24 protein-coding genes are annotated in these 24,012 nt (G+C 72.3%); 9 read left to right on the top strand and 15 right to left on the bottom strand.

Translation table 11 applies throughout. The annotated features are described in order from the left end of the window. Positions 1-38: 38 nt before the first annotated feature. From aroA to AB0B66_RS31310, 4 genes are all read left to right on the top strand, one after another. A complete protein-coding gene (gene aroA / locus AB0B66_RS31325) occupies positions 39-1,319 on the top strand; it encodes a 3-phosphoshikimate 1-carboxyvinyltransferase (protein ID WP_360536747.1) in 1,281 nt (426 codons plus the stop codon). 13 nt (positions 1,320-1,332) lie between these two features. Then, a complete protein-coding gene (locus AB0B66_RS31320) occupies positions 1,333-2,310 on the top strand; it encodes an aldo/keto reductase (protein WP_360536745.1) in 978 nt (325 codons plus the stop codon). Positions 2,311-2,402: 92 nt separating this feature from the next. After that, complete coding sequence (locus tag AB0B66_RS31315) at positions 2,403-3,086, top strand: FKBP-type peptidyl-prolyl cis-trans isomerase (protein ID WP_360536743.1); 684 nt, start codon at positions 2,403-2,405, stop codon at positions 3,084-3,086. Between the two features lie 246 nt (positions 3,087-3,332). Next, positions 3,333-3,578, top strand: coding sequence for a hypothetical protein (locus AB0B66_RS31310; protein WP_360536741.1), 246 nt, complete (start codon positions 3,333-3,335; stop codon positions 3,576-3,578). A 1-nt stretch (position 3,579) separates the two neighbouring features. Here the strand turns inward: AB0B66_RS31310 and AB0B66_RS31305 are convergent, their stop codons facing one another. The 4 genes from AB0B66_RS31305 to AB0B66_RS31290 all read right to left on the bottom strand — a co-directional run bounded on the left by AB0B66_RS31305 (position 3,580) and on the right by AB0B66_RS31290 (position 6,747). Continuing rightward, a complete protein-coding gene (locus AB0B66_RS31305) occupies positions 3,580-4,371 on the bottom strand; it encodes a DUF1684 domain-containing protein (protein WP_360536739.1) in 792 nt (263 codons plus the stop codon). A 216-nt stretch (positions 4,372-4,587) separates the two neighbouring features. Then, a complete protein-coding gene (locus tag AB0B66_RS31300; RefSeq protein WP_360536737.1) occupies positions 4,588-5,001 on the bottom strand; it encodes a rhodanese-like domain-containing protein in 414 nt (137 codons plus the stop codon). Next, positions 4,998-5,471: a cysteine dioxygenase family protein gene (locus AB0B66_RS31295; protein ID WP_360536880.1), complete on the bottom strand. Its 474-nt coding sequence runs from the start codon at positions 5,469-5,471 to the stop codon at positions 4,998-5,000. Before AB0B66_RS31295 ends, AB0B66_RS31300 begins: the two co-directional genes overlap by 4 nt. Positions 5,472-5,598: 127 nt before the next feature. Next, positions 5,599-6,747, bottom strand: coding sequence for an acyl-CoA dehydrogenase family protein (locus AB0B66_RS31290; protein WP_360536735.1), 1,149 nt, complete (start codon positions 6,745-6,747; stop codon positions 5,599-5,601). A gap of 202 nt (positions 6,748-6,949) precedes the next feature. Here AB0B66_RS31290 and AB0B66_RS31285 point away from each other — a divergent pair, with 202 nt between their 5' ends. Continuing rightward, complete coding sequence (locus AB0B66_RS31285; protein ID WP_360536733.1) at positions 6,950-7,846, top strand: universal stress protein; 897 nt, start codon at positions 6,950-6,952, stop codon at positions 7,844-7,846. A 111-nt stretch (positions 7,847-7,957) separates the two neighbouring features. On the opposite strand, the gene AB0B66_RS31280 is transcribed toward AB0B66_RS31285, so the two are convergent. The 4 genes from AB0B66_RS31280 to AB0B66_RS31265 all read right to left on the bottom strand — a co-directional run bounded on the left by AB0B66_RS31280 (position 7,958) and on the right by AB0B66_RS31265 (position 13,240). Beyond that, on the bottom strand, positions 7,958-8,449 hold the full coding sequence (locus AB0B66_RS31280; RefSeq protein ID WP_360536731.1) for a DUF6328 family protein: 492 nt from the start codon (positions 8,447-8,449) through the stop codon (positions 7,958-7,960). A 63-nt stretch (positions 8,450-8,512) separates the two neighbouring features. After that, positions 8,513-9,430 (bottom strand): 5'-3' exonuclease, encoded by a 918-nt coding sequence (locus AB0B66_RS31275; RefSeq protein WP_360536729.1) that lies wholly within the window; start codon positions 9,428-9,430, stop codon positions 8,513-8,515. Positions 9,431-9,529: 99 nt separating this feature from the next. After that, positions 9,530-10,378: an MHYT domain-containing protein gene (locus AB0B66_RS31270; protein ID WP_360536727.1), complete on the bottom strand. Its 849-nt coding sequence runs from the start codon at positions 10,376-10,378 to the stop codon at positions 9,530-9,532. Positions 10,379-10,462: 84 nt separating this feature from the next. Continuing rightward, the gene (locus AB0B66_RS31265) at positions 10,463-13,240 is read right to left on the bottom strand and encodes a DEAD/DEAH box helicase (RefSeq protein WP_360536725.1); all 2,778 of its coding nucleotides are present in this window, start codon (positions 13,238-13,240) and stop codon (positions 10,463-10,465) included. Positions 13,241-13,294: 54 nt separating this feature from the next. Between AB0B66_RS31265 and AB0B66_RS31260 the strand changes: the two genes are divergently transcribed. The 3 genes from AB0B66_RS31260 (at position 13,295) to AB0B66_RS31250 (ending at position 17,127) form a co-directional block, all read left to right on the top strand. Continuing rightward, positions 13,295-14,071, top strand: coding sequence for an HAD-IA family hydrolase (locus tag AB0B66_RS31260; protein WP_360536723.1), 777 nt, complete (start codon positions 13,295-13,297; stop codon positions 14,069-14,071). Between the two features lie 204 nt (positions 14,072-14,275). Beyond that, positions 14,276-15,886 (top strand): FAD-dependent oxidoreductase, encoded by a 1,611-nt coding sequence (locus tag AB0B66_RS31255; protein ID WP_360536721.1) that lies wholly within the window; start codon positions 14,276-14,278, stop codon positions 15,884-15,886. Between the two features lie 11 nt (positions 15,887-15,897). Beyond that, positions 15,898-17,127, top strand: coding sequence for a cytochrome P450 (locus tag AB0B66_RS31250; protein ID WP_360536719.1), 1,230 nt, complete (start codon positions 15,898-15,900; stop codon positions 17,125-17,127). Positions 17,128-17,213: 86 nt separating this feature from the next. Here the strand turns inward: AB0B66_RS31250 and AB0B66_RS31245 are convergent, their stop codons facing one another. The 6 genes from AB0B66_RS31245 to AB0B66_RS31220 form a co-directional block, all read right to left on the bottom strand. Beyond that, entirely contained in the window at positions 17,214-18,125 is a 912-nt protein-coding gene (locus AB0B66_RS31245; protein WP_360536717.1) for a YegS/Rv2252/BmrU family lipid kinase, read from the bottom strand. Positions 18,126-18,160: 35 nt separating this feature from the next. Continuing rightward, positions 18,161-19,093 carry a twin-arginine translocase subunit TatC gene (gene tatC, locus AB0B66_RS31240; protein ID WP_360536715.1) on the bottom strand — a complete coding sequence of 311 codons (933 nt, stop codon included), beginning with the start codon at positions 19,091-19,093 and terminating at the stop codon, positions 18,161-18,163. A 22-nt stretch (positions 19,094-19,115) separates the two neighbouring features. After that, the gene (gene tatA / locus AB0B66_RS31235; protein ID WP_203697203.1) at positions 19,116-19,385 is read right to left on the bottom strand and encodes a Sec-independent protein translocase subunit TatA; all 270 of its coding nucleotides are present in this window, start codon (positions 19,383-19,385) and stop codon (positions 19,116-19,118) included. A gap of 189 nt (positions 19,386-19,574) precedes the next feature. Beyond that, on the bottom strand, positions 19,575-19,841 hold the full coding sequence (locus tag AB0B66_RS31230; protein ID WP_360536712.1) for a hypothetical protein: 267 nt from the start codon (positions 19,839-19,841) through the stop codon (positions 19,575-19,577). 196 nt (positions 19,842-20,037) lie between these two features. Continuing rightward, the gene (locus AB0B66_RS31225) at positions 20,038-20,985 is read right to left on the bottom strand and encodes a YafY family protein (RefSeq protein ID WP_360536710.1); all 948 of its coding nucleotides are present in this window, start codon (positions 20,983-20,985) and stop codon (positions 20,038-20,040) included. Positions 20,986-21,082: 97 nt separating this feature from the next. Continuing rightward, on the bottom strand, positions 21,083-22,078 hold the full coding sequence (locus AB0B66_RS31220) for a WYL domain-containing protein (RefSeq protein WP_360536708.1): 996 nt from the start codon (positions 22,076-22,078) through the stop codon (positions 21,083-21,085). Positions 22,079-22,260: 182 nt separating this feature from the next. Between AB0B66_RS31220 and AB0B66_RS31215 the strand changes: the two genes are divergently transcribed. After that, complete coding sequence (locus AB0B66_RS31215) at positions 22,261-23,337, top strand: DUF3866 family protein (protein WP_360536706.1); 1,077 nt, start codon at positions 22,261-22,263, stop codon at positions 23,335-23,337. Between the two features lie 219 nt (positions 23,338-23,556). Here AB0B66_RS31215 and AB0B66_RS31210 read toward each other — a convergent pair whose 3' ends face one another. Beyond that, positions 23,557-23,763: a hypothetical protein gene (locus AB0B66_RS31210; RefSeq protein WP_360536704.1), complete on the bottom strand. Its 207-nt coding sequence runs from the start codon at positions 23,761-23,763 to the stop codon at positions 23,557-23,559. Between the last annotated feature and the right edge of the window lie 249 nt (positions 23,764-24,012).

The following is a 24,012-nucleotide window of genomic DNA, read 5'->3' as shown; positions in this document are numbered from 1 at the left end:
GGCGGCGTGGGGGGTGGGGGCGGCGCATACTGGCGGCCGTGTCTGAGAACTCGCTGCCGTCCGTGATCGCACTGTCGCCGGTGGAGCAGCCGCCGGACACCACCGTGCAGCTGCCGGGCTCCAAGAGCATCACCAACCGGGCGCTGCTGTGCGCGGCGCTCGCCGAGGGGACGAGCACGCTGACGGGGGTGCTGTTCGCCGATGACACGCGGGCCATGCTCGGGGCGATCACCGCGCTGGGGGCGCAGGTGACGGTCGACGAGGACACCGCGACGGTGACGGTGCGCGGCACCGACCCGCGCGCGGCGACCGGGCCGGTGTCGGTGTTCGCCAACCAATCCGGCACCACCGCCCGGTTCCTGCTGCCCGCGCTGGCGCTGCGGCCGGCGCGCGGGGTGCTCGACGGCGACGCCCAGCTGCGCGCCCGCCCGTTCGGCCCGCAGGTCGAGGCGCTGCGCACGCTCGGCGCGCGGGTCGAGGAGCCGGCCGAGGCGGGCCGCCTGCCGCTGGCCGTGACCGGGCCGGTGCACGGCGGCCGCGTTCCGCTGCCGGGGCACCTGTCCAGCCAGTTCCTGTCCGGGCTGCTGATGGCCGGGCCGCTGATGCGCGACGGGCTGGCCGCGGAACTGACCTCGGCGCTGGTGTCGGTGCCGTACGTGACGATGACCGCCGCGGTGATGGCCGCGTTCGGCGTGCCGACCGTCGGGCTCGGCGTCGCCCCGGGCCGCTACCGCGCGACCGAGTACGCGATCGAGCCCGACGCGAGCGCGGCGTCGTACTTCCTGGCCGCGGCGGCGATCACCGGCGGGCGCATCACCGTGGCCGGGCTGGGCACGGGCAGCCTGCAGGGCGACGTACGCTTCGCCGACGTGCTGGAGCGCATGGGCGCGCGGGTGTCGCGCGGCGCCGACGGCATCACCGTGACCGGCGGCGGCCCGCTGCGCGGCGTCGACGTCGACATGGCAGACATCTCCGACACCGCGCAGACCCTGGCGGCGGTCGCGGTGCACGCCGACGGCCCGACCCGGGTGCGCGGCATCGGCTTCATCCGCAAGAAGGAGACCGACCGGCTGGCCGCGGTCGTCACCGAACTGCGCCGGGCGGGCATCGACGCCGAGGAGCACGAGGACGGCTTCACGATCCGGCCGGGGCGGCCCGCGCCGACGCGCTTCGACACGTACGGCGACCACCGCATGGCGATGAGCCTGTCGCTGCTCAGCCTGCGCTCGCCCGGCATCGAGATCGACAACCCGCGGTGCGTCGCGAAGACCTACCCGGATTTCTTCGCCGACCTGTCGCGAGCCACCGCCCGAGCGTGAAGGATCAAGCCCTATGGAGTACGTGAAACTGGGCCGCACCGGCCTCGACGTGTCGCGGCTGAGCCTGGGCTGCATGAGCTACGGCGAGCCGAGCCTGGGCAGCCACACCTGGACACTGCCCGAGGACGAGTCCCGGCCCTTCATCAAGCGGGCGCTGGAGCTCGGGGTCAACTTCTTCGACACCGCCAACGTGTACTCGCTGGGCAGCAGCGAGGAGATCGTGGGCCGGGCGCTGCGCGACTTCGCCGACCGTGACGAGGTCGTCATCGCCACCAAGGTGTGGGGCGTGATGCGCGAGGGCCCCAACGGCCGCGGCCTGTCCCGCAAGGCGATCATGACCGAGATCGACAACAGCCTGCGCCGGCTCGGCACGGACTACGTGGACCTGTACCAGATCCACCGGTTCGACCCGTACACGCCGCTGGAGGAGACCCTGGAGGCGCTGCACGACGTGGTCAAGGCCGGCAAGGCCCGCTACCTCGGCGCGTCCTCGATGTACGCGTGGCAGTTCGCCAAGGCGCTGCACATGGCCGACGCGCACGGCTGGACGCGGTTCGTCACCATGCAGAACCACTACAACCTGATCTACCGCGAGGAGGAGCGGGAGATGCTGCCGCTCTGCCTCGACGAGGGCGTCGGCGTCATCCCGTGGAGCCCGCTGGCCCGCGGCCGGCTCACCCGCGAGCCCGACACGGTGACCGCCCGCACCAAGGACGACGCCTTCGGCGAGGGCCTGTACGCCTCGACAGAGGCGGCCGACCAGGCGGTCATCGCCGAGGTGGGCCGGATCGCCCGCGAGCGCGGGGTGCCCCGGGCGCAGGTCGCGCTGGCCTGGGTGGCGAGCCGGCCGGGCGTGGTCGCGCCGATCGTCGGGGCGACGAAGCCGCAGCATCTGGAGGACGCGGTGGCCGCCCTCGAGCTCACCCTGAGCGCGGACGAGGTCGCCGCGCTGGAGAAACCGTACGAGCCGCACCGGATCGCCGGGCAGTGACCCGCGCGGACCGGCGCGGGAACCGGTAGCGTGTGCCCAGCCGTGGCAGGTGCCACACAATGTGATGACGGTCGGCGGAGATTCGAGGACTCGTGAGCGGACAGGTGAAGGACCGGGCGGAGACCCGGCGGGCGACCAAGGCGGAGCGGCGTGATGCCCGCATCGCGGCGGCGAAGGCGGCCAAGCGCAGGAAGATCCTGTACGGCACGCTCGGCACGTTCGTCGGCACGGCCTTGATGATCGTTTTTGCCTTCGTGGTCTTCAAGAACGGCGGGGGCGAGGACACGGGCGCGCAGCCCAACGCGTCGGCCAGCGTCGACCCGAACTCGGCGGCCGACCCGAACGCCGCGGACCCGAACGCTCCCCAGCCCGACGCGAAGTTCCCGCCGCTGCCCGCGGGCGCCGACCCGGCGCTGGGCACCAAGCCGGTCGTCACCAAGGACAACGCGTCGCTCAAGCAGCTGAAGGTCACCCCGCTGATCGCGGGCAAGGGCCCGGCGGTCAAGGCCGGCGACACCATCACCGTGAACTACGTGGGCGTGAGCCTCACGACCGGTGAGGAGTTCGACACCTCCTGGAAGCGCGGGCAGGCGTTCACCACGCCGATCGGCGTCGGCCAGGTCATCCCGGGCTGGGACCAGGGCATGGTCGGGGTCAAGGTGGGCAGCCGGGTGCAGATCGACATCCCGTCGGAGCTGGCGTACGGCGACAACGGGCAGGTGCCCGGCCCGCTGCGCTTCGTGGTCGACGTGCTCGCGGCCACCCCCGCCTCCTGATCCACTCCTTCGCGACACCCCGCCCCCGTCTGCCTGGCAGGCGGGGGCGGCGTCATCATTGACACTGGCCTATCACGTCGAAAATCCGGCGCCCGGATTCGACGTGATAGGCCGATGTCAATGGAAGCCCCGCCCGCAGGACGCGGGCCGAATGGGCAAAACGCCTCATATCCTCTCCGATCGGGCTATGGTCGAGCAGCGGACCACGGCCGGTCCACGTCCGCGGGCGGCACGAAGGAGAGGGCGATGGCAACGAGCAAGATCAGCTGGATCACCGCCGGGGTGGTGTCCGCGGCGGCCGCGGGAGTCGGCGCCGTGATGGCGTACCGACGCCGCCGTATGCAGGCCACCGAGGACAGCTACACGGCCCTGGCCGGATTGAGCACGCACCAGGACGGCAAACACAAGAAGGAGCGCGTGCCGCGCAAGCTCAAGAAGAGCCGCGCGCACGCCGAGGCGCTGGCCTCCGGCCACGGCGGCCAGCACTGGTGACTCAGCGGGGAGTCCGCTCCCCCGCCTCCACCGCGACCGCCAGCAGGTTCTCCGGCGGCGGCAGCGGGCACGTGCCGTAGTCGGTGAACGCGCACGGCATGTTGACCGCGCGGTTGAAGTCGACGACCGCCGCGCCGTCCACGCCGGGTTCGGCGACCGTCAGCGAGCGCGCCCCGCCGTGCGTGGTCACCCCGCTGGTCGCGTCGCGGAACAGGACGGACAGGCTGCCGTCGGCCGCGTCCATGGCGGTGAGCGCCTGCGCGATCCCGTCGATCTCGAAACGCAGCACCCCGCGGGCGATCTGGTCGTGGGTCAGCCCGGGGATCACCGCGCCGACGGTGACCGGACGAGGCGTGTCGTACGGCTCGAAGATCGCGTCCAGCACCCAGCGCGCGTCGAGCGCGAACATCGGCACGCCGGTGAAACCGGTCCGGGTGGGCGCCTGGGGGTCGCGCACCCGCAGCGCGTACGCCCCTCCGCGCTGGATGAGTTCGACGAGCCGGTCGCCGTGGTCGAGCGTGATGCCGACGCCGCCCTCGGCCGGGCTGAGCATCAGCTCGCCCTCGACAGGTTCACCCGCATGGCTGAACCCGTCGCCCGCATCGGCCAGCAGCCGCACGCCGTCGGCTTGCACGTGCCACCGTCCCGGCACGTCGGGCAGCGCGACCTCGTCGGCGGGCAGCCAGTGCAGTGCGGTGAGGCTCAGCCACCCGTGGGGGGCACGCAGCTCCTGCTCGCGGGCGGCACGCCAGGCGTCCCACTCCTCGACCAGCGTCCGGGGGTCGACGGCCATGGCGTGCCCTCCTCCTCGTCGACGGGGCTCCCGGCAGCCTGCCACGACCGCAGCGCACGTGCAAGATCAGCAGAGGTGAACGCGTGGTGGCTGTCGGTGACCTGACCCGCACATCGATCCGGTCGAACCGCAGCGGAGGCTTCCTGGGCGGGCCCTGGGGCGTCCCGGCGGCCGATGGCCCGAGGGGCTCCGCCGGGGGCGCCCTGTCGCGCAGGCTCAGGCGGTGACCGGCAGACCCGCGGCCTGCCAGGCGGCGAAGCCGCCCGTGAGGTCGGTGGCGCGGTGCAGGCCGAGGTCCTGCAGCGCGGCGGCGGCCAGCGAGGACGTGTAGCCCTCCTGGCAGAAGACCACCACCGGCAGGTCGTACCGGCCGGCCTGCGGCAGCCGGGCGTCACTGCGCGGATCGAAGCGCCACTCCAGGACGTTGCGCTCGACGATCAGCGCGCCGGGGATGCCGCCGTGCGCGGCTCGCTGGGCGGCCGGCCGGATGTCCACCAGCAGCGCCCCGTCGCGCTGGGCGGCGGCGGCTTCGGTCGCGTCGAGACGGGTCAGGCGGGCGCGCGCCTCGGCGAGGATCTGGTCGATCCCGCGCGAGCCGGCGGGGGCGGCGGGGTCGGCGTGCACGCTCACCACTGTGCTCCCGCTCGGTCGACCGCGGCCACCAGCAGCCGTCCACCCTGGAGCCGATAGCGGGTCATGGTGGTCAGCTCGGGGCCGTACACGTGCACGCTCACGGCGGGTCCGGGGCCCTCGTTGGCGATCTGGTGCAGGTGGTGCTCGCCGAACTGGCGGGCCGCCCCGGCGGTCAGCACCCGGCCGGTCAGGCGCGCGGAGCCGTCCGCGCCGGTCACGGTGCGCTCGGTCAGCGTGCCGGAGACGACCACGAACGCGCCCGCACTGCCGCCGTGGTCGTGCAGGTCGGTCTCCTGGCCGGGCAGCCAGGTGAGCAGCCACGCCTCCACCCCGGGCTCGCCCAGCAGGCGGTGGTACCAGCGCCGCACCGGGTCGAATCGGGGCGCGACGGGCCAGGCCCCGGGGTTGTCGGCCAGGCGACGGGCGGTATTCAGATGGTCGGCTCGGACCCCGGTGGTGACGATCATTCGGATCACCTGCTTTTCCTAGCGGCTTTGTAGGAATTACACCACCAGGTCCGCCGGGGCACAACAGGAAACGCCGATCCGGGCCGTGGCGCGTGCCACGGACCGGACCGGCGTACGACGGAAAGGGTCAGTCCTTGGCCAGCGACCGGGCGATCACCATGCGCTGGATCTGGTTGGTGCCCTCGACGATCTGCAGCACCTTGGCCTCGCGGAAGTAGCGCTCGACCGGGTGGTCGGCGACGTAGCCCGCCCCGCCGAGCACCTGCACCGCGTCCGTGGCGACCTGCATGGCCATGTCCGTGGCGAACAGCTTGGTCTTGGCCGCCTCGATCGAGTACGGCAGCCCCGCGTCGCGCAGTCGGGCCGCGTGCAGCATCAGCGCCCGCGCCGCGGTGATCTGCGTCGACGCGTCGGCCAGCATGAAGCCCAGCCCCTGCAGGTCGATGATCGGCTTGCCGAACTGCACCCGCTCCCGGGCGTAGTTCACGGCGTAGTCCAATGCGCCCTGGGCCAGGCCGATCGCGCACGCCGCGATGCCGAGCCGGCCCGAGTCCAGCGCGCCCATCGCGATCCGGAAGCCCTCGCCCTCGCCGCCGATCAGCCGCTCGGCGGGCACCACCGCGTCGTCCAGCGCGATCTGGGCGACCGGCGAGGAGCGCAGGCCCATGGTCTTCTCCCGCGCCTGCGGGTTCAGGCCAGGGGTGTCCGCCGGGGCCAGCAGGCAGGAGATGCCCTTCGGGCCGGGGCCGCCGGTGCGGCAGAAGACGTTGTAGAAGTCGGCCACGCCCGCGTGGGTGATCCACGCCTTGGTGCCGCTGACGCGATAGGTGTCGCCGTCGCGGGTGGCCTTCGTGGCCAGGTTCGCCGCGTCGGAGCCGCCGGCGGGCTCGGACAGGCAGTACGCGCCGAGCAGATCGCCGCCGATCATGTCGGGCAGCCAGCGCTCACGCTGCTCCGCGGTGCCGTGGTGGGCGAGCGGGTAGCAGGCCAGGGTGTGCACGCTGACCGTCTCGGCGATGGCGACCCAGCGGCTGGCCAGGATCTCCAGCACCTGCAGGTAGACCTCGTACGGCTGCTCCGCGCCGCCGTACTCGGCGGAGTAGGGCAGGCCGAGCAGGCCGGAGCGGCCCAGGGTGCGGATCAGCTCGCGGGGGAACTCCCCGCGCGCCTCGAAGTCGTCGGCGTGCGGCGCGAGCTCCTTGTCCGCGATCTCGCGGGTGAGTTCGAGCAGGTCATGTGCTTCGGGGGTGGGAAGCAGTCGGGTAACGCTGGGCATGACGCCAGCTTAACGTTCATTAAGTGGTCGCGCCTGGCCGGTGGGGTGGGCAAGATCGCCGGTTGAGGGCGAAATGTGCGGCGAGACCTCAGGTTCTGACCCGAAGCGGCGATCTTGCCCACCCCACCGGCCGCGCAGTTTCCCCTCAGAGGGGGCCGGGAAAGGACATAGTGGAAGTGAGCTGAGCGCAGGGAGGCGGGCCATGAGCGTCGGGCTGACCGGGCCGGTGGTGGTGGGCGTGGACGGCTCGCCGGCCGCCACGACGGCGCTGCGCTGGGCGGCCGACGAGGCCGCGCTGCGCGAACTGCCCCTGCGGATCGTCCACGTGAGCGAGGACCCGGGACCGCGGCTCGGCGACGGCGCGGCGGAGGCGGCGATCTCGTCGGCCGGGCACACGGTGACCGAGCACGCGATGGCCGAGGTCCGGGCGATACGGCCGGACATCACGCTCACCAGCGAGGTGCTGCGTGACGACCCCGCGCACGGCCTGATCCGGGAGTCGGAGTCGGCGGCCCTGGTCGTCGTCGGCAGCCGGGGCCACGGCGGCTTCCACGACCTGATGCTCGGCTCGACGAGCCTGCAGGTGTCGATGCACGCCAAGTGCGCCGTCGCGGTGGTGCGTCCGCCGGCGGCCCCGGACCAGGCGGGCGCGGGCGCGGTGGGCCGGATCGTGGTCGGCGTGGACGGCTCGCCGCAGTCGGGCGACGCGCTGGCGTTCGCCTTCGACGAGGCCGACCGGCGCGGCTGCGGCATCACCGCCGTGCACGCCTGGCTGGGGCCGATCACCACCGGCGCGGCGGGCATGCCGTTCGTGTACGACGTCGACACGCTGCGCGCCCAGGAGGAGTCGGTGCTGGAGACGGCCGTGGCGGGCTGGCACGACCGCTACCCGCACCTCGACCTGCAGCGGATCACCATGGAGTCGTCCGCGGCGGCCGCGCTGACCGAGCAGTCCATGGGCGCGCTGCTGGTGGTCGTCGGCTGCCGGGGCCTGGGCGGGTTCACCGGCCTGCTGCTGGGCTCGGTCAGCCAGGCGCTGATCCACCACGCCGGGTGCCCGGTGGTCGTCGCGCACCGGCTCGGCGAGGCCAAGAAATAATCTGGCCAAGGATTGACATGCCGGATATGCCGGTCTAACGTGAGAAGTGAAGCCCGACCGATCTCATGAATGAGATAAGCCGGGCTTCCCGTATGTCCGGGGTCGGGCCGGTCAGTCGCCCGGTTGCGACGGCTTGGTGGCCAGCGGCAGCACGTACCAGAGCAGGATGTAGACCAGGGCCATGCCGCCGCCCAGGAAACCCGCCCAACGCACCCCCGCCACCACGTCGACGACCAGGTAGATGGCCAGCACGATCGCGGCCATCTCGAAGAACAGGCCGAACTGCGCCAGCACATGCGCGGTGCGCACGATCTGCGGCTTGCGCCCCTCCCGGAACGACAGCCGGTGGTAGCTGACCGGGGCGATGAGCAGCGCCGCCGCGACCGCGCTGCAGATGAACGTGACGACGTACAGCACCCGCTCGGTGCCGGTGATCTTGCCGAAGCCGACCGAGAACGGCAGCGTCAGCAGGAACGCGAACAGGATCTGCACGCCGGTCTGCGCCACCCGCAGCTCCTGCAGCAGCTCCGAGTAGTTGCGATTCCACCGCTCGTCCGGGTCCTCCGCCGGCTCCTGCCGCCGGTCGCCGTCGATGTCAGTCACTGTCAGCCTCCGCATCCCCAGGGTATGCCCGGGGATACGGAGATCATGCCTACTCGGACGGGCTCAGGCGGCGTTCTCCGCCAGGGCGTCCACCAGCCGGCGGCACGGGCTCGCCAGATTCCACTGCTCGGCCAAGTCGAACAGCCGCTCCGGATCGCGCGGCACCCTGGGCAGGGTCAGGTCGTGCTCGGGCAGCTTCAGGTCGGTGGCCACCCGCACCACCTTCGGCGCGACGGCCAGGTAGGCCGAGGCCGCCTCCAGCTTGGCCCGCAGTCCGGGGGCGAAGTCCGTCGCCGGGTCGGCCACCGCCGCGACGATCGCGTCCAGGCTGCCGTAGCGCTCGATCAGCCGGGCGGCGGTCTTCTCCCCCACACCCGCTACGCCGGGCAGGCCGTCGCTCGGGTCGCCGCGCAGCGCCGCGAAGTCGGCGTAGCCGCCCGCCGGAACGCCGTACTTGGCCAGCACCGCCGCCTCGTCGCAGTCCTCCAGCTTGGCCACGCCGCGACCGACGTAGAGCAGCCGCACCCCGCGCTTGTCGTCGACCAGCTGGAACAGGTCACGGTCGCCGGAGACCACCTCGACCGGTGCGGCCTGGGTCGCCGCGAGCGTGCCGAGCACGTCGTCGGCCTCGTTGCCGTCCACCCCGTACGCCACGATGCCGAACGCGTCGAGCACCTCCAGCAGCAGGTCGACCTGCGGCACCAGCTCGTCGGGCACCTCCTCGCCGCCCTCCGGGGCCACCCGGTGCGTCTTGTACGTGCCGATCAGCGCCACCCGCCACGCCGGCCGCCAGTCGTAGTCCAGCGCGCACACCAGGCGGCCCGGCCGGCGGCCCTTGACCAGCGTGGTGACCATGTCCAGGAAGCCGCGCACCGCGTTGACGGGGGTGCCGTCCGGGGCCATCGCCGCCTTGGCGGGCACTCCGTGGAAGGCGCGGAAATACAGGCTCGGCGCGTCGATGGCGAGCAGGGGTGCGGTCATGCCTGACAGCCTGCCACAGGCCTGGGACACCTGCCCCCAGACGCGTCCGCCCGTGCCACCGGAGCGGCACGGGCGGACGAGGCGATCAGGGTCGGCGGGTCATTTGCCGCGCGGGGTGAACGCGGTCGGACGGCGCACCGTGCCGCGCTGCTGGGCGATGGCGGCCTCCTCCCGGGCGGCCTGCACCCTGTCGAGGTACGCGCGGGCCTCCAGGTCCTCCTTGGTGGGGGCCGCACCGATCGCGAAGACCAGGCCGCCGATCACCAGCAGCACCAGCACGCCGATCGGCACCAGCAGGTTCGCCGCGGACGCGCCGGCCGTCGCGCCGCCGAGCGTCGGCGTGGTCAGCTGCACCGACATCGCGGCCATGCCGGTGTAGTGCATGCCGCACACCGCGACGCCCATCAGCAGCGCCGCGCCGCCGATGGCCAGCGGCTTGGTCAGCACGACGGTGAACCACAGCGCCACCGTCGCGGCCACCACGGCGATGATCACCGAGGCGGCGACCAGGCCCGTGTCGTACGACACGGTGCCGTTCAGCCGCATCGCGAACATGCCGATGTAGTGCATGCCGGCCACACCGACACCGGTGAAGATGCCGCCGACGACGATGCGGCCGATGTTGGGCCGGCCGAAGCCGACGATCCACAGCCCCAGGCTGACGACGACGATCGCGACCAGCGCGCTCACCGCCGTGCGCGGGATGTCGTAGCGGATCTGCGCCCCGGTCACGCTGAAGCCCAGCATCGCCATGAAGTGCATGGCCCAGATCGCCGTACCGCCCAGCGCCCAGGCGGCCAGCACGATCCACCAGAAACGCTGCTTGCCCGTGGTGGCGGTCCGCATGCGTGCCGTGCAGAGCAGGCCCAGCAAGGAGCCCAGGATGGACAGCCCGTACGCCACGCCGGGCGTGACTAGGCCGTGAGTGAAATGGTGCACGTCGGCCATGCGGTCGACCCTTTCGGCTCATAGAGCGAGCGATGTTCGCTTTTTTGGCATGATCCCGGAAGAGTGTTTCCGCTGGCAACTCGGTCAGACCGCCGCAGTGTACGCAAGTACCCCTCTATTGACGGCGTCCATCGCGGTCCGCGCGGTCTCACGCAGCGACGACGGTGCACCGGTGGCGTCGGCGATCTGTCCAAGAAGATCGATGACCTGTCTCGCCCATCGGACAAAGTCGCCGGCCGGCATGTCGCCCTCCAGGCTGTGCCCGCTCGCGAGCACCTTCGCGAGCGGCTCGCCCTTGGCCCAGCGGTACATCGGCCACACGAAGCCGAGGTCCGGCTCCTTGGTCTGGGCCAGGCCGAGCCGGCGCTCGTCCACGCCCAGCTGGTAGAAGGTGCGCACGGTCGCGTCGACGGCCGTCGCGACGGGGCCGCGCGGCACCGACGCCTGCTCGTCGACGTCCCGGCGGGCCTCGTACAGCACCACGGAGACCGCGGCGGCCAGCTCGTGCGGCTGCAGGCCCTCCCATACCCCGGTGCGCAGGCACTCGGCGACCAGCAGGTCGGCCTCGGTCCAGATCCGGGCCAGCATCCGGCCGGGCGCGGTGACCTCGCCGTCGGGGCCCAGGTAGCCGCGCTCGGTGAGCAGCTCGCAGATCCGGTCGAAGGTGCGCGCCAGCGAGCCGGTGCGGTTGTTCACCTTGTCGCGCAGGTGCTCGGTGTCCTTGAACAGCCGCTGCCGCCGCTCGGCCCAGCGGGCGTGGTCCTCGCGCTCCGGGCAGGCGTGGCACGGGTGCGCCCGCATCGCCTTGCGCAGCGCCAGCAGCTCGCGGTCCTCGTGGCTGCCGTTGCCGCCGCGGCGGCGGCGACCGCCGCCGCGGGCCACGTCCAGGTTGCGCAGCGACGCGGCCAGGTCACGGCGCTCGGCTGGGGCGCGGTGGTTGAAGTGGCGCGGCACCCGCACCCGGCCCACCACGTCCACGGTCCCGGCGAACTCGCCGGCCGAGATGCGCCCGGCCCAGCGGTCCTCGGTCAGCACCACCGGGCGCGGCTCGCCGAAGCCGCCCACGCCCGGGTCGAGCACGATGGCCAGGCCCGAGTGCTTGCCCGACGGGATGCGGATCACGTCGCCGACCTTGAGCTGCTCCAGCGACTCGACCGCGGCCGCCCGGCGCTCCTGCTGGCTGTTGCGGGTGAGCTGCTTCTCCCGGTCGGCGATGGCCACCCGCAGCGCGAAGTACTCGGCGAAGTCGCCGTGCTCGCAGGCCAGCTCGGTGTCGTACACCGCCAGCACTTCGTTGTTGCGCTGCACCTGGCGGGCCAGGCCGACCACCGAGCGGTCCGCCTGGAACTGCGCGAACGACGACTCCAGCAGGTCGTGGGCGCGCGCCGCGCCGACCGAGCCGACCAGGTTCACCGCCATGTTGTACGACGGCCGGAAGCTCGACCGCAGCGGATACGTCCGGGTGGACGCCAGACCGGCCACGTGGCGCGGGTCGACCTCCGGCCCCCAGACCACGACCGCGTGGCCCTCCACGTCGATGCCGCGCCGCCCAGCCCGGCCCGTGAGCTGCGTGTACTCCCCCGGCGTCAGGTCCACGTGGGCCTCGCCGTTGTACTTGACCAGCCGCTCCAGCACCACGCACCGGGCGGGCATGTTGATGCCCAGCGCCAGCGTCTCCGTGGCGAACACGGCCTTGACGAGGCCGCGGACGAACAGCTCCTCGACGACCTCCTTGAACGCGGGCAGCATGCCCGCGTGGTGGGCGGCCAGGCCGCGCTCCAGCCCGTCCAGCCAGTCCCAGTAGCCCAGGGCGGCCAGGTCCTCGCCGGGGATGTTGGCGATGCGCCGCTCCACCACCGTACGGATCTCGGCGCGCTCCTCCGGCGAGGTCAGCCGCATGCCCGACTGCAGGCACTGCTGCACGGCCGCGTCGCAGCCGGCTCGGCTGAACACGAACAGGATCGCCGGGAGCAGGCCCTCGCCGTCGAGCTTGTCGACGATCTCGGGCCGGTTCGGGCCCGGCCCGCGCCGCCCCCGGCCGCCGCGCCCGCGGCGCAGGTCGACCGCGTCCATCCGGCGGGCGATCTCCCGGGTGTGCCGCAGCAGCTCCGGGTGCACCTCGTGGGCGCGGGCCGCCTCGGAGTCGTGGAACAGGTCGAACATGCGCTTGCCGACGAGCATGTGCTGCCACAGCGGCACCGGCCGGTGCTCGCTGACCACGACCTCGGTCTTGCCGCGTACGGTGACCAGCCAGTCGGCGAACTCCTCGGCATTGGACACGGTCGCCGACAGCGACACCAGGGTGACCGAGGCGGGCAGGTGGATGATGACCTCCTCCCACACCGCGCCGCGGAACCGGTCGGCCAGGTAGTGCACCTCGTCCATGACCACGTACGACAGTCCGGCCAGCGCGGACGAGCCGACGTAGAGCATGTTGCGCAGCACCTCGGTGGTCATCACGACCACCGGCGCGTCGCCGTTGATGGAGTTGTCACCGGTCAGCAGGCCGACCTTGTCCGCGCCGTAGCGCTGCACCAGGTCGTGGAACTTCTGGTTCGACAGCGCCTTGATCGGCGTCGTGTAGAAGCACTTGCGGCCCTGCTGCAGCGCCAGGTGCACGGCGAACTCGCCGACCACCGTCTTGCCCGCGCCGGTGGGCGCGCACACCAGCACGCCGCTGCCGCGCTCCAGGGCCGCACAGGCGGTCCGCTGGAAGGGGTCGAGGGCGAAGCTGAGCCCGGCGGCGAACTCGTCGACCAGTGGCGAGGCTACGGGGGTCTTACGGCCTTCGGTGGTGGTCGAGGGTCGGGCTGGTCGGGCGTCCGACCCTGTTGCGGGTCGACGCTCGGCGGGGCTCGTCATACCGCAAAGGCTAGGCGAAAGAGGCCAGTCGGCGCAGGTCGGTATCCTGCTGACGTGCCCGAGTCCCCGCCGCAGCCGTACGCTCATCCGGCACGGATCGACGGTCACCGCGCCCTCGATGCCGTGCTCTTCGATTTCCACGGCACGCTCGCCATGACCGTGGACCCCGTCGCGTGGGTCAGCGCGGCGGCCGCCGACTGCGGCGTCACGCTGGACCGGGGCAAGGCCACGGTGCTGGCCGACCGCCTGGCCACGGCCGGTGCGCTCCCGGGCGTGTCGCCCCCGGTGCGGGTGCCTCCGCAACTGGCCATGGCCTGGGCCGACCGCGACCTCTACGAGCACGCCCACCGCGAGGTGTACACCGGGCTCGCCGCGACCGTGCCCAACGACGTCCCCGGGCTGGCCGACGCCCTCTACGCCCGGGTGCTGACGCCCGCCGGCTGGGCGCTGTACCCCGACGTGACGAACACGCTGACCACGCTGCGGGCCGCCGGGGTGCGCACCGCGCTGGTCAGCAACATCGGCTTCGACCTGCGCCCGCTGCTGGACGCGTGGGGGCTGACCGCACTGTTCGACGCGCTCCTGCTGTCGTACGAGGTGGGCTGCATCAAACCCGATCCCAAGATCTTCCTGCGGGCCTGCGGCATGCTGTCGGTCGACCCGGAGCGCACCCTCATGATCGGTGACACCCCCGCCGACGCGGGCGCGGTCAACGCCGGCTGCGCCGCCCTGGTCGTGCCCGCCGCCTCCCCCGGCCGCCCCAACGGCCTCCACCGCGCTCTCTCCCTGGCCCTCCCCCCACCCATCCCGCCCCTCCCGACCTCCCGCTGACGACCGCACCCGCCCGCTCTTGTTCGACGTCGGCCTATCTCATCGAAAACGAGCCGAGTGAAACTCGATGAGATAGGCCAACGTCGACGACTGGGCGGGTGGCGGGCTGAGGGGGTCGGCGGGCGGGGCGCGGAGTTGGGGTCGTCGGGCGCGGAGTTGGCTGATTCGGGCCGATTCGGGCGGCTTGGCGCGAACAATAGGGCCATGCGTGTGGTGGTGGATCTGACCAAGTGTCAGGGGTATGCGCAGTGCGCGTTCCTGGCTCCCGAGGCGTTCCGGATGGTCGGCGACGAGGCGCTCATGTTCGATCCGGCGCCGTCGGCCGACCAGCGAGTGAAGGTGCTGCGCGCCGCGGCGGCGTGCCCGGTGCAGGCGCTGCAGGTGGACGTGGCCGACCTGGCGCACCCGCCGCCGGAGGAGAAAGTCGTGGCGGCCAAGGGCGACCGGCTGCGCCGCGACGGGCGCATCGTGATCGTCGGGGCGTCGCTGGCCGGGCTGAAGGCCGCCGAACAGCTGCGGGCCGAGGGCTTCACCGGCTCGCTGACCGTGATCGGCGACGAGCCGGCGGAGCCGTACGACCGGCCGCCGCTGTCGAAGCAGGTGCAGACCGGTTTCGTCACCTCGGCCGACACCACGCTGCCACGGCGGCGCGACATCGACGCCGAGTGGAAGCTCGGGGTCGCCGCGACCGGCCTGGACCTGGAGCGCAAACGCGTCATGCTGGCCGACGGGCAGGAGGTCGAGTTCGACCGGATGCTCGTCGCGACCGGGGTGCGCGCCCGGCCGTGGCCGGTGCCGGAGGAGGCCGCGCTGGACGGCGTGTTCACCATCCGCACCCGAGGGGACGCGGCGGGGCTGCGCGAGCGCCTGCTGGCGAAGCCCAGGCGGGTGCTGGTCATCGGCTCCGGGTTCACCGGCTCGGAGATGGCCTCGGTCTGCGTCGAGCTAGGCATTCCGGTCACCGTCGCCGAGGCCGGCACCGCGCCGCTGGCGGGGGCGCTGGGCGGGGTGATCGGCCGGATCTCGGCGGGCATCATGCGCGAGCACGGCGTCGACCTGCGTACCCACACGAAGGTCAACTCGCTGCAGGGCGAGGACGGCAGGGTGCGCCGGGCGGTGCTGTCCGACGGCACCACCCTCGAGGTGGACGTGGTCGTGGTCGCCCTGGGCGGCATCCGCAACGTCGAGTGGCTGGAGAGCGCCGGCCTGGCCGTGGGCGTATGGGGGCTGGCCTGCGACGCGGGCTGCCGCGCGTTCACCGCCGCGGGGCTGGTCACCGACGATGTCTTCGTCGCCGGGGACGTGGCCCGCCAGCCGCAGCCGATGTTCGGATACCAGTTCCTGGCGATGGAGCACTGGGGCAACGCCGTCACCCAGGCCGAGGTCGCCGCGCACAACATGATCAGCGGCGAGACCGACCGCTGGCCGCACCTGGAGATGCCCGCGTTCTGGTCGCTGCAGTTCGGCCACAACATCAAGTCGGTGGGCGTGCCGCCGATCGCCGACCAGATCGCGATCACGCAGGGGTCCGTGGAGAGCCGGCAGTTCGTCGCCGCGTACGGCTACAAGGGCCGCGTCGTCGGCGCGGTGAGCTGGAACCAGGGCAAGTGGCTGGACTTCTACCAGCAGCTGATCGAGCAGGCGGCGCCGTTCCCGCTGCCGTACGACATGACCAACCCGCCGGCCGACCGCACGCCGGTGCCGGCGGAGTTCCCGGAGCGGGTGTTCCCCGCCCACGACGCGACCGTCGTGGTCACCGGCCACGACCCCAGCGAGCGCCGCGCCGTGCTGGTCCGCTCGTCCCGGCGACGCTGAGGAGACACGACATGACCGAGCCCAGCCTGTTCCAGGAGATCACCGAGTTCGACAATCGGGCCAACCCGTGGCCGCTCTACGAGAAGCTGCGCAGCCAGCCGGTCTGGCAGGAGGCCGACGGCTCGTTCGTGGTCAGCACATTCCGCGAGATCTACTCGCTGCTGCACGACCCGCGGATCAGCTCCGACCCGACCAACCTGCTCCCGGAGTACGCCGACAAGGCCGGACCGCTGGCCCAGGCCGGCAGCAACCTGCCGCCGAGCTTCATCCGCACCGACCCGCCCCGCCACGACACGCTGCGCCGCATCGCGATGCGCCAGTTCGGGCCGCCGCACCGGCCCGACCGCATCGAGAAGCTGACCCCGCTGCTGGAGGAGGTCGTCACGAAGCTCATCGACGGCCTCGCCGACCGGCAGCAGTGCGACCTCGTCGACGACGTCGCGTACCCGTTCCCGGTCGCGGCGATCACGGGGCTGCTCGGGGTGCCGCCCGAGGACGAGCCGCGGTTCAGCCAGTGGGTCGGGCCGATCGTCGACTCCACCGGCAAGGACTCCCCCGAGCTGACCCAGCAGCGCACCGACGCGTTCCAGCAGCTCGGCATGTACATGTTCCAGCTGGCGCAGAGCAAGCGGGACAACCCGGGCGACGACATGCTGTCCGGCTTCGTCACCGACGACGGCCCGGACGGGCGGCTGGAGGGCGGCGACCTGTTCTCGGCGCTGATCCTGCTGCTCATCGCCGGTCACGAGACCACGGTGAACCTGATCGCCAACGGCTGGCTGACCCTGCTGCGCCACCCCGAGGCGCTGGCGCGGCTGCGCACCGAGCCGGACTACGCGATCCGCATGGTCGAGGAGCTGCTGCGGTACGAGGGCTCGGTGCACTTCCTGCCCAACCGGACCGCGGTCGCCGACATCGAGATCGGCGGCACGACGATCCGCAAGGGCCACCCGATCGTGCTGGTCCTCGCGTCGGGCAACCGGGACACCGACTGCATCCCGCATGCGGACCGGTTCGACCCGGACCGGCCGGACAACGTGCACCTGGGCTTCGGCAACGGGGTGCACTACTGCTTCGGCGCGCCGCTGGCCCGGCTGGAGGCCCAGCTCGCACTGACCCAGCTCGCCAGGCGCCTGCAGAACCCGCGCCTGGTGGCCGACCCTCCGCCATACCGGCCCAGCCCGGTGCTGCGCGGCCCGATCCACCTCCCGATCGCCTACGACGCCGTCCTGCCCGCCTGACCGGCCTGGCGGAAGGAAGGGCACCTTCTTATCGCTACGCGATGTAGAAGGTGCCCTTCCCATCGCTTTACCGGCGTTCTGGCAGGTCAGGAGAGCAGGTGGACGGCCGCCGGAACGGCCGTGACGGTGACGGGCAGCGGGCCGATGCGCTCGCCGTCGGCGTAGCAGACGATGCCCTCGGCGGCGAGGGTGATCTCGCGGGCGCGCAGCGAGCGCACCTTCGGGTGCGTGATGTGGGTGCCCTGGTAGACGCGGGGTTTGATGCGGACCAGGGTGGCCCGGGAGACCGGCTCGGCCCAGACCATGTCGAGCAGGCCGTCGGTGGCGTCGGCGTCGGGGCAGATGCGCATGCCGCCGCCGTACGCCGCGGTGTTGCCGACGGCCAGCAGCACCGCGTCCAGCACGCTGGTCTGCCCGTCGACGGTGACGGTGTAGCGGCGGGGGCGCAGCCGGACCAGTTCCAGGAACACGGCGAGGTCGTAGCGCAGCGGGCCGCGGGGCCAGCGCATGCGGTTGCCGCGCTCGTTGACGATGGCGTCGAACCCGGCCGCGAGCACCGCGCCGTACCAGCGCAGGGAGCCGTCGAGGCAGGTGATGCGGGCCAGGTCCAGCGCTCGGGTGCGGCCCTCGCGCAGCGCGGCGGCGATGGCGTCCGCGGCCGCGTACAGGTCGGCGGGCAGCCCGGCGCTGGTGGCGAAGTCGTTGCCGGTCCCGGCGGGGATCACGCCCAGCGGCACGGCGGTCCCGGCGACGGCCTGCTGGGCCACGTGCACGGTGCCGTCACCGCCCATCGCGACCAGCGCGCCCGCGCTCGCGGCGACGGCGTCGCGGCACGCCTGCTCGGCCTCGGCGGCGGACGCGGCGTCCAGCACGCGCACCGGCCGCCCGGCCGCCCCGAGCCGTTCCAGCACACCAGGCAAGGAACCCCGGTGCCGGCCTCTGCCGGCGCCGGGGTTCCGCAGCACCACGATCTCGTTCATGCCGCTCGGCTCGCCCATGCCGCTACTCCTAGCCGCGGGACGAGCCGCCGCGATCAGGTCATGTCGTCGTAGCGTCGCTCGATCGGCTCCGCGGAGGCGACCGGCGCGACCGCTTCGATGCGCTCGCCGGGCGTGATGCTATCGGTGTCGTAGTCGTCGAGTGAAGACGTCTCGTCGTCGCCCAGGTTCGCGTACTGCGACTTGCCGCGGTTGCGACGCTTGTCGTTGAGCATGGCCACGCCGACGACGATGAAGTACAGCACCGCCATGGCCAGCGCGAGCGCGCTCATGCCGAACGGGTCCGGCGTCGGCGTCACGATGGCGGCGAACAGGAACATCAGGAAGATGGCCACCCGCCACCAGCCCAGCATCCGTCTGCCGGTCACCAGACCGGCAACGTTGAGCATGAGCAGGATCAGCGGGAACTCGAACCCGAACCCGAACAGCAGCATCACACCGGTGACGAAGTCGAAGTACCCCGTCAGGTCGATGTTGATCTCGTAGTTGTCGGACAGCCCGATGAAGAAGACCAGGCTCTTGGTCACCACGAAGAAGGCGAGGAAGGCGCCAGCCGCGAACAGCGGCACCGCGATCGCGGTGAACAGGTAGCTGTAGCGCTTCTCGTGCTTGTGCAGACCCGGCGCGATGAACGCCCACAACTGGTACAGCCAGATCGGCGAGGAGACGATCAGACCGGCGTACAGGCCGATCTTGAGCTGCAGCAGGAACGGGTCGACCGGCGACACCGAGTTGAACGAGCACTTCGCCGTGCCGATCGCCGTGCCCTTGAAGTTGCAGTAGGGCGCGTTGATGAAGTTCTGGATCTGCTCGGCGAAGTAGATGCCGACCGCCATGCCCAAGACGATGCCCAGGCAGGCCTTGAACAGCCGGCTGCGCAGCTCCCGGATGTGCTCGATGAGAGTCATCGAGCCGTCCGCAGCGCGTTCCTGCTGGGACGGCCCGCGACGTGCCAGGGGGTTCTTCACGTCTTCAGCCCGGGGGAAGGGTTCAGGACTGCTGGCGCTGGACCGGGTCCACGACCGGCTTGGCGGAGGCCTGGCCGTCGAGCGGCTGCTGCGCGGTCACCTGGGCGTCGGCCTTCTCGGCGGTCGCGTCCTTGCCGTCCTTGCCGTCCTCGGACAGCGCCTTGGTCTCGGCCTTGAAGATGCGCATGGAGCGGCCGAGCGAACGGGCCGCGTCCGGCAGCTTCTTCGAGCCGAAGAGGATCACCAGCACCGCGACCACGAGGATGAGGTGCCATGGCTTAAGGGCGCCCATGATTGCTCCAGTCAGAGATGAGGGGGGTTGAACCAACTTGTTCCGGACTAATGGTACGCGGCCCGGCGGGGTGCGCCCGCAGGTGAAGTGTCGACCATCACCGGAAGCAGCGTCAACGCGATGCGGGAGGTGCTGCAGATTTCTGCAGCAACCGGTGTGACCAGCAATCGACCACCCGATGAACGGCGATCAGGCCTTCTTGATCTTCAGGGAGTCCTTGCTCGCCTTGATCAGCTCGATCCGCTCCTGGGCCAGCTCAGCCCGGACCTTCAGCGAATCGCCGTGGGCCTGCAACCCCTCGGCGAGCTTCGCCAGCTCCTGCGCCCGCGCCGCCACCAGCTGCAGCTCCGCCGCAGCCTCCTTGAGCCCCGCCAGGCGCCACAGCACCACGCGCAGCACGAGCCCCAGAAACACCAGGCTCAGCAACACCACCGCGAGCACGATCCACGCCACCACGCGAGCAGCCTAACCCCTGCCCCACCCGCCGCGCCCCGCCGTGCCGCCCACTCGCGCCTGCGTGGCTCAGTGCGGGCCGATCGAGCACCAAGGTCCATCGACTTGCCAGGCAGGTGGGCGAACGGCGACTCAAGATACGCCCAGGTGCCAGGCAAGTCGGATGATCAAGGCCGACCCGGCGCGGCTGCGGCCCGCGCTACGCGTACGCCGCGAGCGCCTGCAGGGCGCTGTCGCGGATCGAGTCGGCCAGTTCGGCGGGGGCGACCACGACGACCTGCGGACCGAGGCCGAGCACCAGTCGGCGGGCCCAGTCCATGTCGTTGACGCGCAGCGAGACCAGCCACTCCTCCGGCGTCACCTCGACCACGGACTCGCACGGGTAGTACTCGGTGATCCAGCGCCCGCCTCGGCCCACCCGCAGTGTCACCGTCGGCGCGTCCGGGTCGGGCTGGAACACGCCCTCGGCGACGTCACCGGACTGCGCCTCGGCCGGCGGCGCGGCCGGGGAGTCCAGCTCGGTCAGCGCGTCGATGCGGTCCACCCGGAACATGCGCACCGCCCCCGCCGAACGGCACCAGGCCTCCAGGTACGAGCGCCCGGACACCGACAGCAGCCGCATCGGGTCCACGACGCGCTCGCTGGACACGTCCCGCGCCGCCGAGTAGTAGCTCAGCCGCAGCGCGTTGCCGCGCTCCAGGGCCGCGCGCAGGTCGGCCAGGCGGTCGTCGTTGCCGGGCAGGCGCACCGCCACCGGCGCGTCGATCTCGCCCGCGGCCTGCTCGATCTTCGTCAGGGCGCGGTGGATCGCGTCCCGGTCGGCCACGCCCGGCGTCTCGGCCAGCATGCGCAGCGCCACCACGAGCGCGGTGGCCTCGTCGGGGGTCAGCCGCAGCGGCCGGTCGATGCCCGCGTCATAGGTGATGGTGACCCGGTCCCCGTCGAACGACATGTCGATCAGATCGCCGGGCCCGTAGCCCGGCAGGCCGCACACCCACAGCAGTTCCAGGTCCTCCCGCAGCTGCCGCTCGGACACGCCCAGGTCGGCGGCGGCCTCGACCAGCTCGATACCCGGCCGGGCCAGCAGGTACGGCACCAGGTTCAGCAACCGGGCAAGCCGGTCCGCCGACGTCTTCGCGCTGCTCATGACATCTCCTCGGCGGCCTCGCGCCTGCTGATCCGATCGCAGGGCTCATTCATGCCCACTGCCGCGAGCACGCGGTCTTCGGCCCGGTGACCGCCCATCAGGCCACCTCGGCCAGTTCGGCGGAAGTGGTCACGCCCGCGATCTCGCGCAGCCGGGCGATGGTCGCCTCGCGGACCTCGGCCGGTTCCAGCACCGTCACGTCCGCGCCGTAGCCGACGAGCCAGGCGGCGAAGCCGTCCGCGTCGGCGTAGCGCAGTTCCAGCACGTCGCCCTCGGGGGTCGAGGTGCAGCTCGCCGCCCAGCGGCGTACGCCCGCGGCCCGGCCGGGACGCACCAGCACCCGGGTGGTGCGGTTGCGCTCCACCGGCCCGGACCAGCGGGCCACGTAGCTGATGAGGTCGAGGTCGGCCGGCGGCTCGAACGCGCGGTCCTCGCCGACCTGGCGCACCGGGCCGACGATGCGCGACAGCCGGAAGCAGCGCGGCGCGTCGCGGACCGTGTCGTGGCCCACGACGTACCAGCGGCCGCGCCAGCAGACGACGCCCCACGGCTGCAGGTGCCGGGTGGTGGGCGCGTCGTCCTCGGGCACCCGGTACGGGAAGGACACTTCGCGGCGGGCCCGCGCCGCGCCGGTGAGCGGCTCGAACGCGGCGTCCACCGCGACGACGGGCTCGACGCCCAGGGTCGCATGCGGGTCCACGTCGACGCCGCCCGCGCGCAGCTTGGCCAGGCCGGAGGTGGCGGCGGCGGCCAGGCCGGCGTGACGCCACAGCCGGGCGGCGACGCCGACCGCGGCGGCCTCGTCGGGCGCGAGCGGGATCGCCGGCAGCGCGTAGTCGCGCCGGGCGATGCGGTAACCGGGCTCGGTGTCGAAGACACTGGCGGTGCCGGTCTCCAGCGGCACGCCGAGCGCGCGCAGCTCGGCCTTGTCCCGCTCGAACTTGCGCTGGAACGCCTCGTGTTCACGGGCGTCATCGGCGTTGTGCTCGTATCCGGGCACGGTGGCGGCGATCTGCGCGGCGGTCAGGAAGCGCCGCGTGGACAGCAGACAGATCACAAGGTTGACCAGGCGTTCGGTTCGACTGCGCGACACGACCGCCACGCTAGCAGCGCGAGCGCCCGGAACGGTAACCGGTAAGCGCTGGTTCCCCCACTCGCGCACCCGCAGTCCGACACCTGCTCACGCCCTGTCCTCCGCCCCACCACGCCCGGTCACGGGGACGGTGCTGGGGCGTCGTGGGCGGGGACCGGTCGGCGGGCCGATAGGGTCGGGGCGTGATTCGGTGGCGTACAGGCACGGTGGAGCGGCTCGGCCGCAGTTGGCACGGCGCGCAGGAACTCACCGTCGCCCTCGTCGCCCGCACCCCCGACGACCCCGCGACGGTACGCGCCCTCGCCTACCCCGACCTGGTCGGGCAGCCCGAGGTCGGCGACGAGGTGCTGCTGAACACCAACGCCCTCGCCCTCGGCCTCGGCACCGGCGGCTACGCCATGGTCGTCGCGCTGCCGGGACGGCTGCCCGAGGACACGCCCGTGCCCGGACACATCGTCAAAGCCCGCTACAGCCCGCTGCAGACGATCCGCGTGGCCGCCGACGAGGAGGCCTCCCCACACCGCGCGGCGCTGGCCGCCGCACAGGACCTCGGCGGCATGCCCGTCGTCGTGGCCGACCTGCACTCGGCACTGCCCGCGATCCTGGCCGGCATCCACGCCGACGCGCCGGCAGCACGAGTGGCGTACCTGCTCACCGACGGCGGCGCGCTGGCCGCCGGGTTCTCTCGCACCCTCGACGCGCTGCGCGACCGCCTGGCCGGCACCGTGTCCACCGGTCAGGCCTGGGGCGGCGACCTGGAAGCCGTCAACGTCCACACCGGGCTGCTCGCCGCCCGGCACGTGCTGCGGGCCGACATCACCATCCTCAGCCAGGGCCCCGGCAACCTCGGCACCGGCACCACCTGGGGCTTCTCCGGCGTCGCGGCCGGCGAGGCGGTCAACGCCGCAGCCGTGCTCGGCGGCCGCCCCGTCGGCGCGCTGCGCATCTCCGACGCCGACCCCCGCGCCCGCCACCGCGGCGTGTCCCATCACAGCCTGACCTCGTTTGGCCGTGTCGCGCTCGCCCCCGCCGACCTCGTCGTCCCCGCCGACCTGCCCGAACCCCTCGCCACCGACGTGGCCCGAGCCCTGGCGCCGCTGGCCGCCCGCCACCGGATCGTGGCCGTCCCCACCACCGGCCTCGACGAGGCACTGCGCGCGTCCCCGGTCAAACTCTCGACCATGGGCCGCGACCTCGACGGCGACCACGCCTACTTCCTCGCCTGCGCCGCCGCCGGCCGTCACGCCACCACCCTCTGAACCGAAGGAAGGGCACCTTCTTATCGCTTCGCGATGTAGAAGGTGCCCTTCCCAACGGTTCGAGGCAGCTGGGCCGCACGTTCGGCGAAGCAGGCGATGCGGCGGGGAGCCGCCCGGCCCGAGCGCGTGGCCAGCGCGGCCAGGACGGCGAGCGTCACGAGCGCCGCGACCTGGAAGCCGAAGGGCCACGGCAGCCGGGCCCAGTGGCGGCAGCCGAGCTCACTTGAAGACGATCAGCGCGATCCAGCCGGCGATGAACAGCCCGAGGAGCGCGGCCAGGACCCAGGTCGGCACGGTGTACTCGCCGCGCCGGTTGGCCGAGATCTCGTTGTAGATCTTGTCCCGGCGGCGCTGGACCCAGTTGCTCCGTACCTCATCGCCGGTGCGCTCGACCGGTTCGGCCTGCCGCTCGTGGTGCTCGCTCATAGTGCAGCGAGCTTAGCCAGCCCGACCCCGCCCCGACCACCGCCCGTCATCGCGCCAGCGGACCGGCCGGGGCCGGGAGCCGCCGACCCATGATCGTTCGACTTGCCAGGCACCTGTGCGTATCTTGACCGCCTATTCGCCCGCTTGCCCGGCAAGTCGAACGATCATGGTGTGTCGGCCGCCCGGGTCGGGCCGGGCCCGGCCCACGCGGGGCGCAGAAGGGGCGCTTTGCCATCGCGGAACGATGGC

The sequence above is a fragment of the Catellatospora sp. NPDC049111 genome, from assembly GCF_040648615.1.
GTDB classification, from domain to species: domain Bacteria; phylum Actinomycetota; class Actinomycetes; order Mycobacteriales; family Micromonosporaceae; genus Catellatospora; species Catellatospora aurea.
This window is presented reverse-complemented; position numbering and strand designations above follow the sequence as displayed.

What these genes read in the sequence shown, in the direction of transcription:
- AB0B66_RS31320 (WP_360536745.1), top strand. Translation starts at nt 1,333, where the DNA reads ATGGAGTACGTGAAACTGGGCCGCACCGGCCTCGACGTGTCGCGGCTG.
- AB0B66_RS31310 (WP_360536741.1), top strand. Translation starts at nt 3,333, where the DNA reads ATGGCAACGAGCAAGATCAGCTGGATCACCGCCGGGGTGGTGTCCGCG.
- AB0B66_RS31305 (WP_360536739.1), bottom strand. Translation starts at nt 4,371, where the DNA reads ATGGCCGTCGACCCCCGGACGCTGGTCGAGGAGTGGGACGCCTGGCGT.
- AB0B66_RS31295 (WP_360536880.1), bottom strand. Translation starts at nt 5,471, where the DNA reads ATGATCGTCACCACCGGGGTCCGAGCCGACCATCTGAATACCGCCCGT.
- AB0B66_RS31290 (WP_360536735.1), bottom strand. Translation starts at nt 6,747, where the DNA reads ATGCCCAGCGTTACCCGACTGCTTCCCACCCCCGAAGCACATGACCTG.
- AB0B66_RS31285 (WP_360536733.1), top strand. Translation starts at nt 6,950, where the DNA reads ATGAGCGTCGGGCTGACCGGGCCGGTGGTGGTGGGCGTGGACGGCTCG.
- AB0B66_RS31275 (WP_360536729.1), bottom strand. Translation starts at nt 9,430, where the DNA reads ATGACCGCACCCCTGCTCGCCATCGACGCGCCGAGCCTGTATTTCCGC.
- AB0B66_RS31270 (WP_360536727.1), bottom strand. Translation starts at nt 10,378, where the DNA reads ATGGCCGACGTGCACCATTTCACTCACGGCCTAGTCACGCCCGGCGTG.
- AB0B66_RS31265 (WP_360536725.1), bottom strand. Translation starts at nt 13,240, where the DNA reads ATGACGAGCCCCGCCGAGCGTCGACCCGCAACAGGGTCGGACGCCCGA.
- AB0B66_RS31255 (WP_360536721.1), top strand. Translation starts at nt 14,276, where the DNA reads ATGCGTGTGGTGGTGGATCTGACCAAGTGTCAGGGGTATGCGCAGTGC.
- AB0B66_RS31250 (WP_360536719.1), top strand. Translation starts at nt 15,898, where the DNA reads ATGACCGAGCCCAGCCTGTTCCAGGAGATCACCGAGTTCGACAATCGG.
- AB0B66_RS31245 (WP_360536717.1), bottom strand. Translation starts at nt 18,125, where the DNA reads ATGGGCGAGCCGAGCGGCATGAACGAGATCGTGGTGCTGCGGAACCCC.
- tatA (WP_203697203.1), bottom strand. Translation starts at nt 19,385, where the DNA reads ATGGGCGCCCTTAAGCCATGGCACCTCATCCTCGTGGTCGCGGTGCTG.
- AB0B66_RS31225 (WP_360536710.1), bottom strand. Translation starts at nt 20,985, where the DNA reads ATGAGCAGCGCGAAGACGTCGGCGGACCGGCTTGCCCGGTTGCTGAAC.
- AB0B66_RS31210 (WP_360536704.1), bottom strand. Translation starts at nt 23,763, where the DNA reads ATGAGCGAGCACCACGAGCGGCAGGCCGAACCGGTCGAGCGCACCGGC.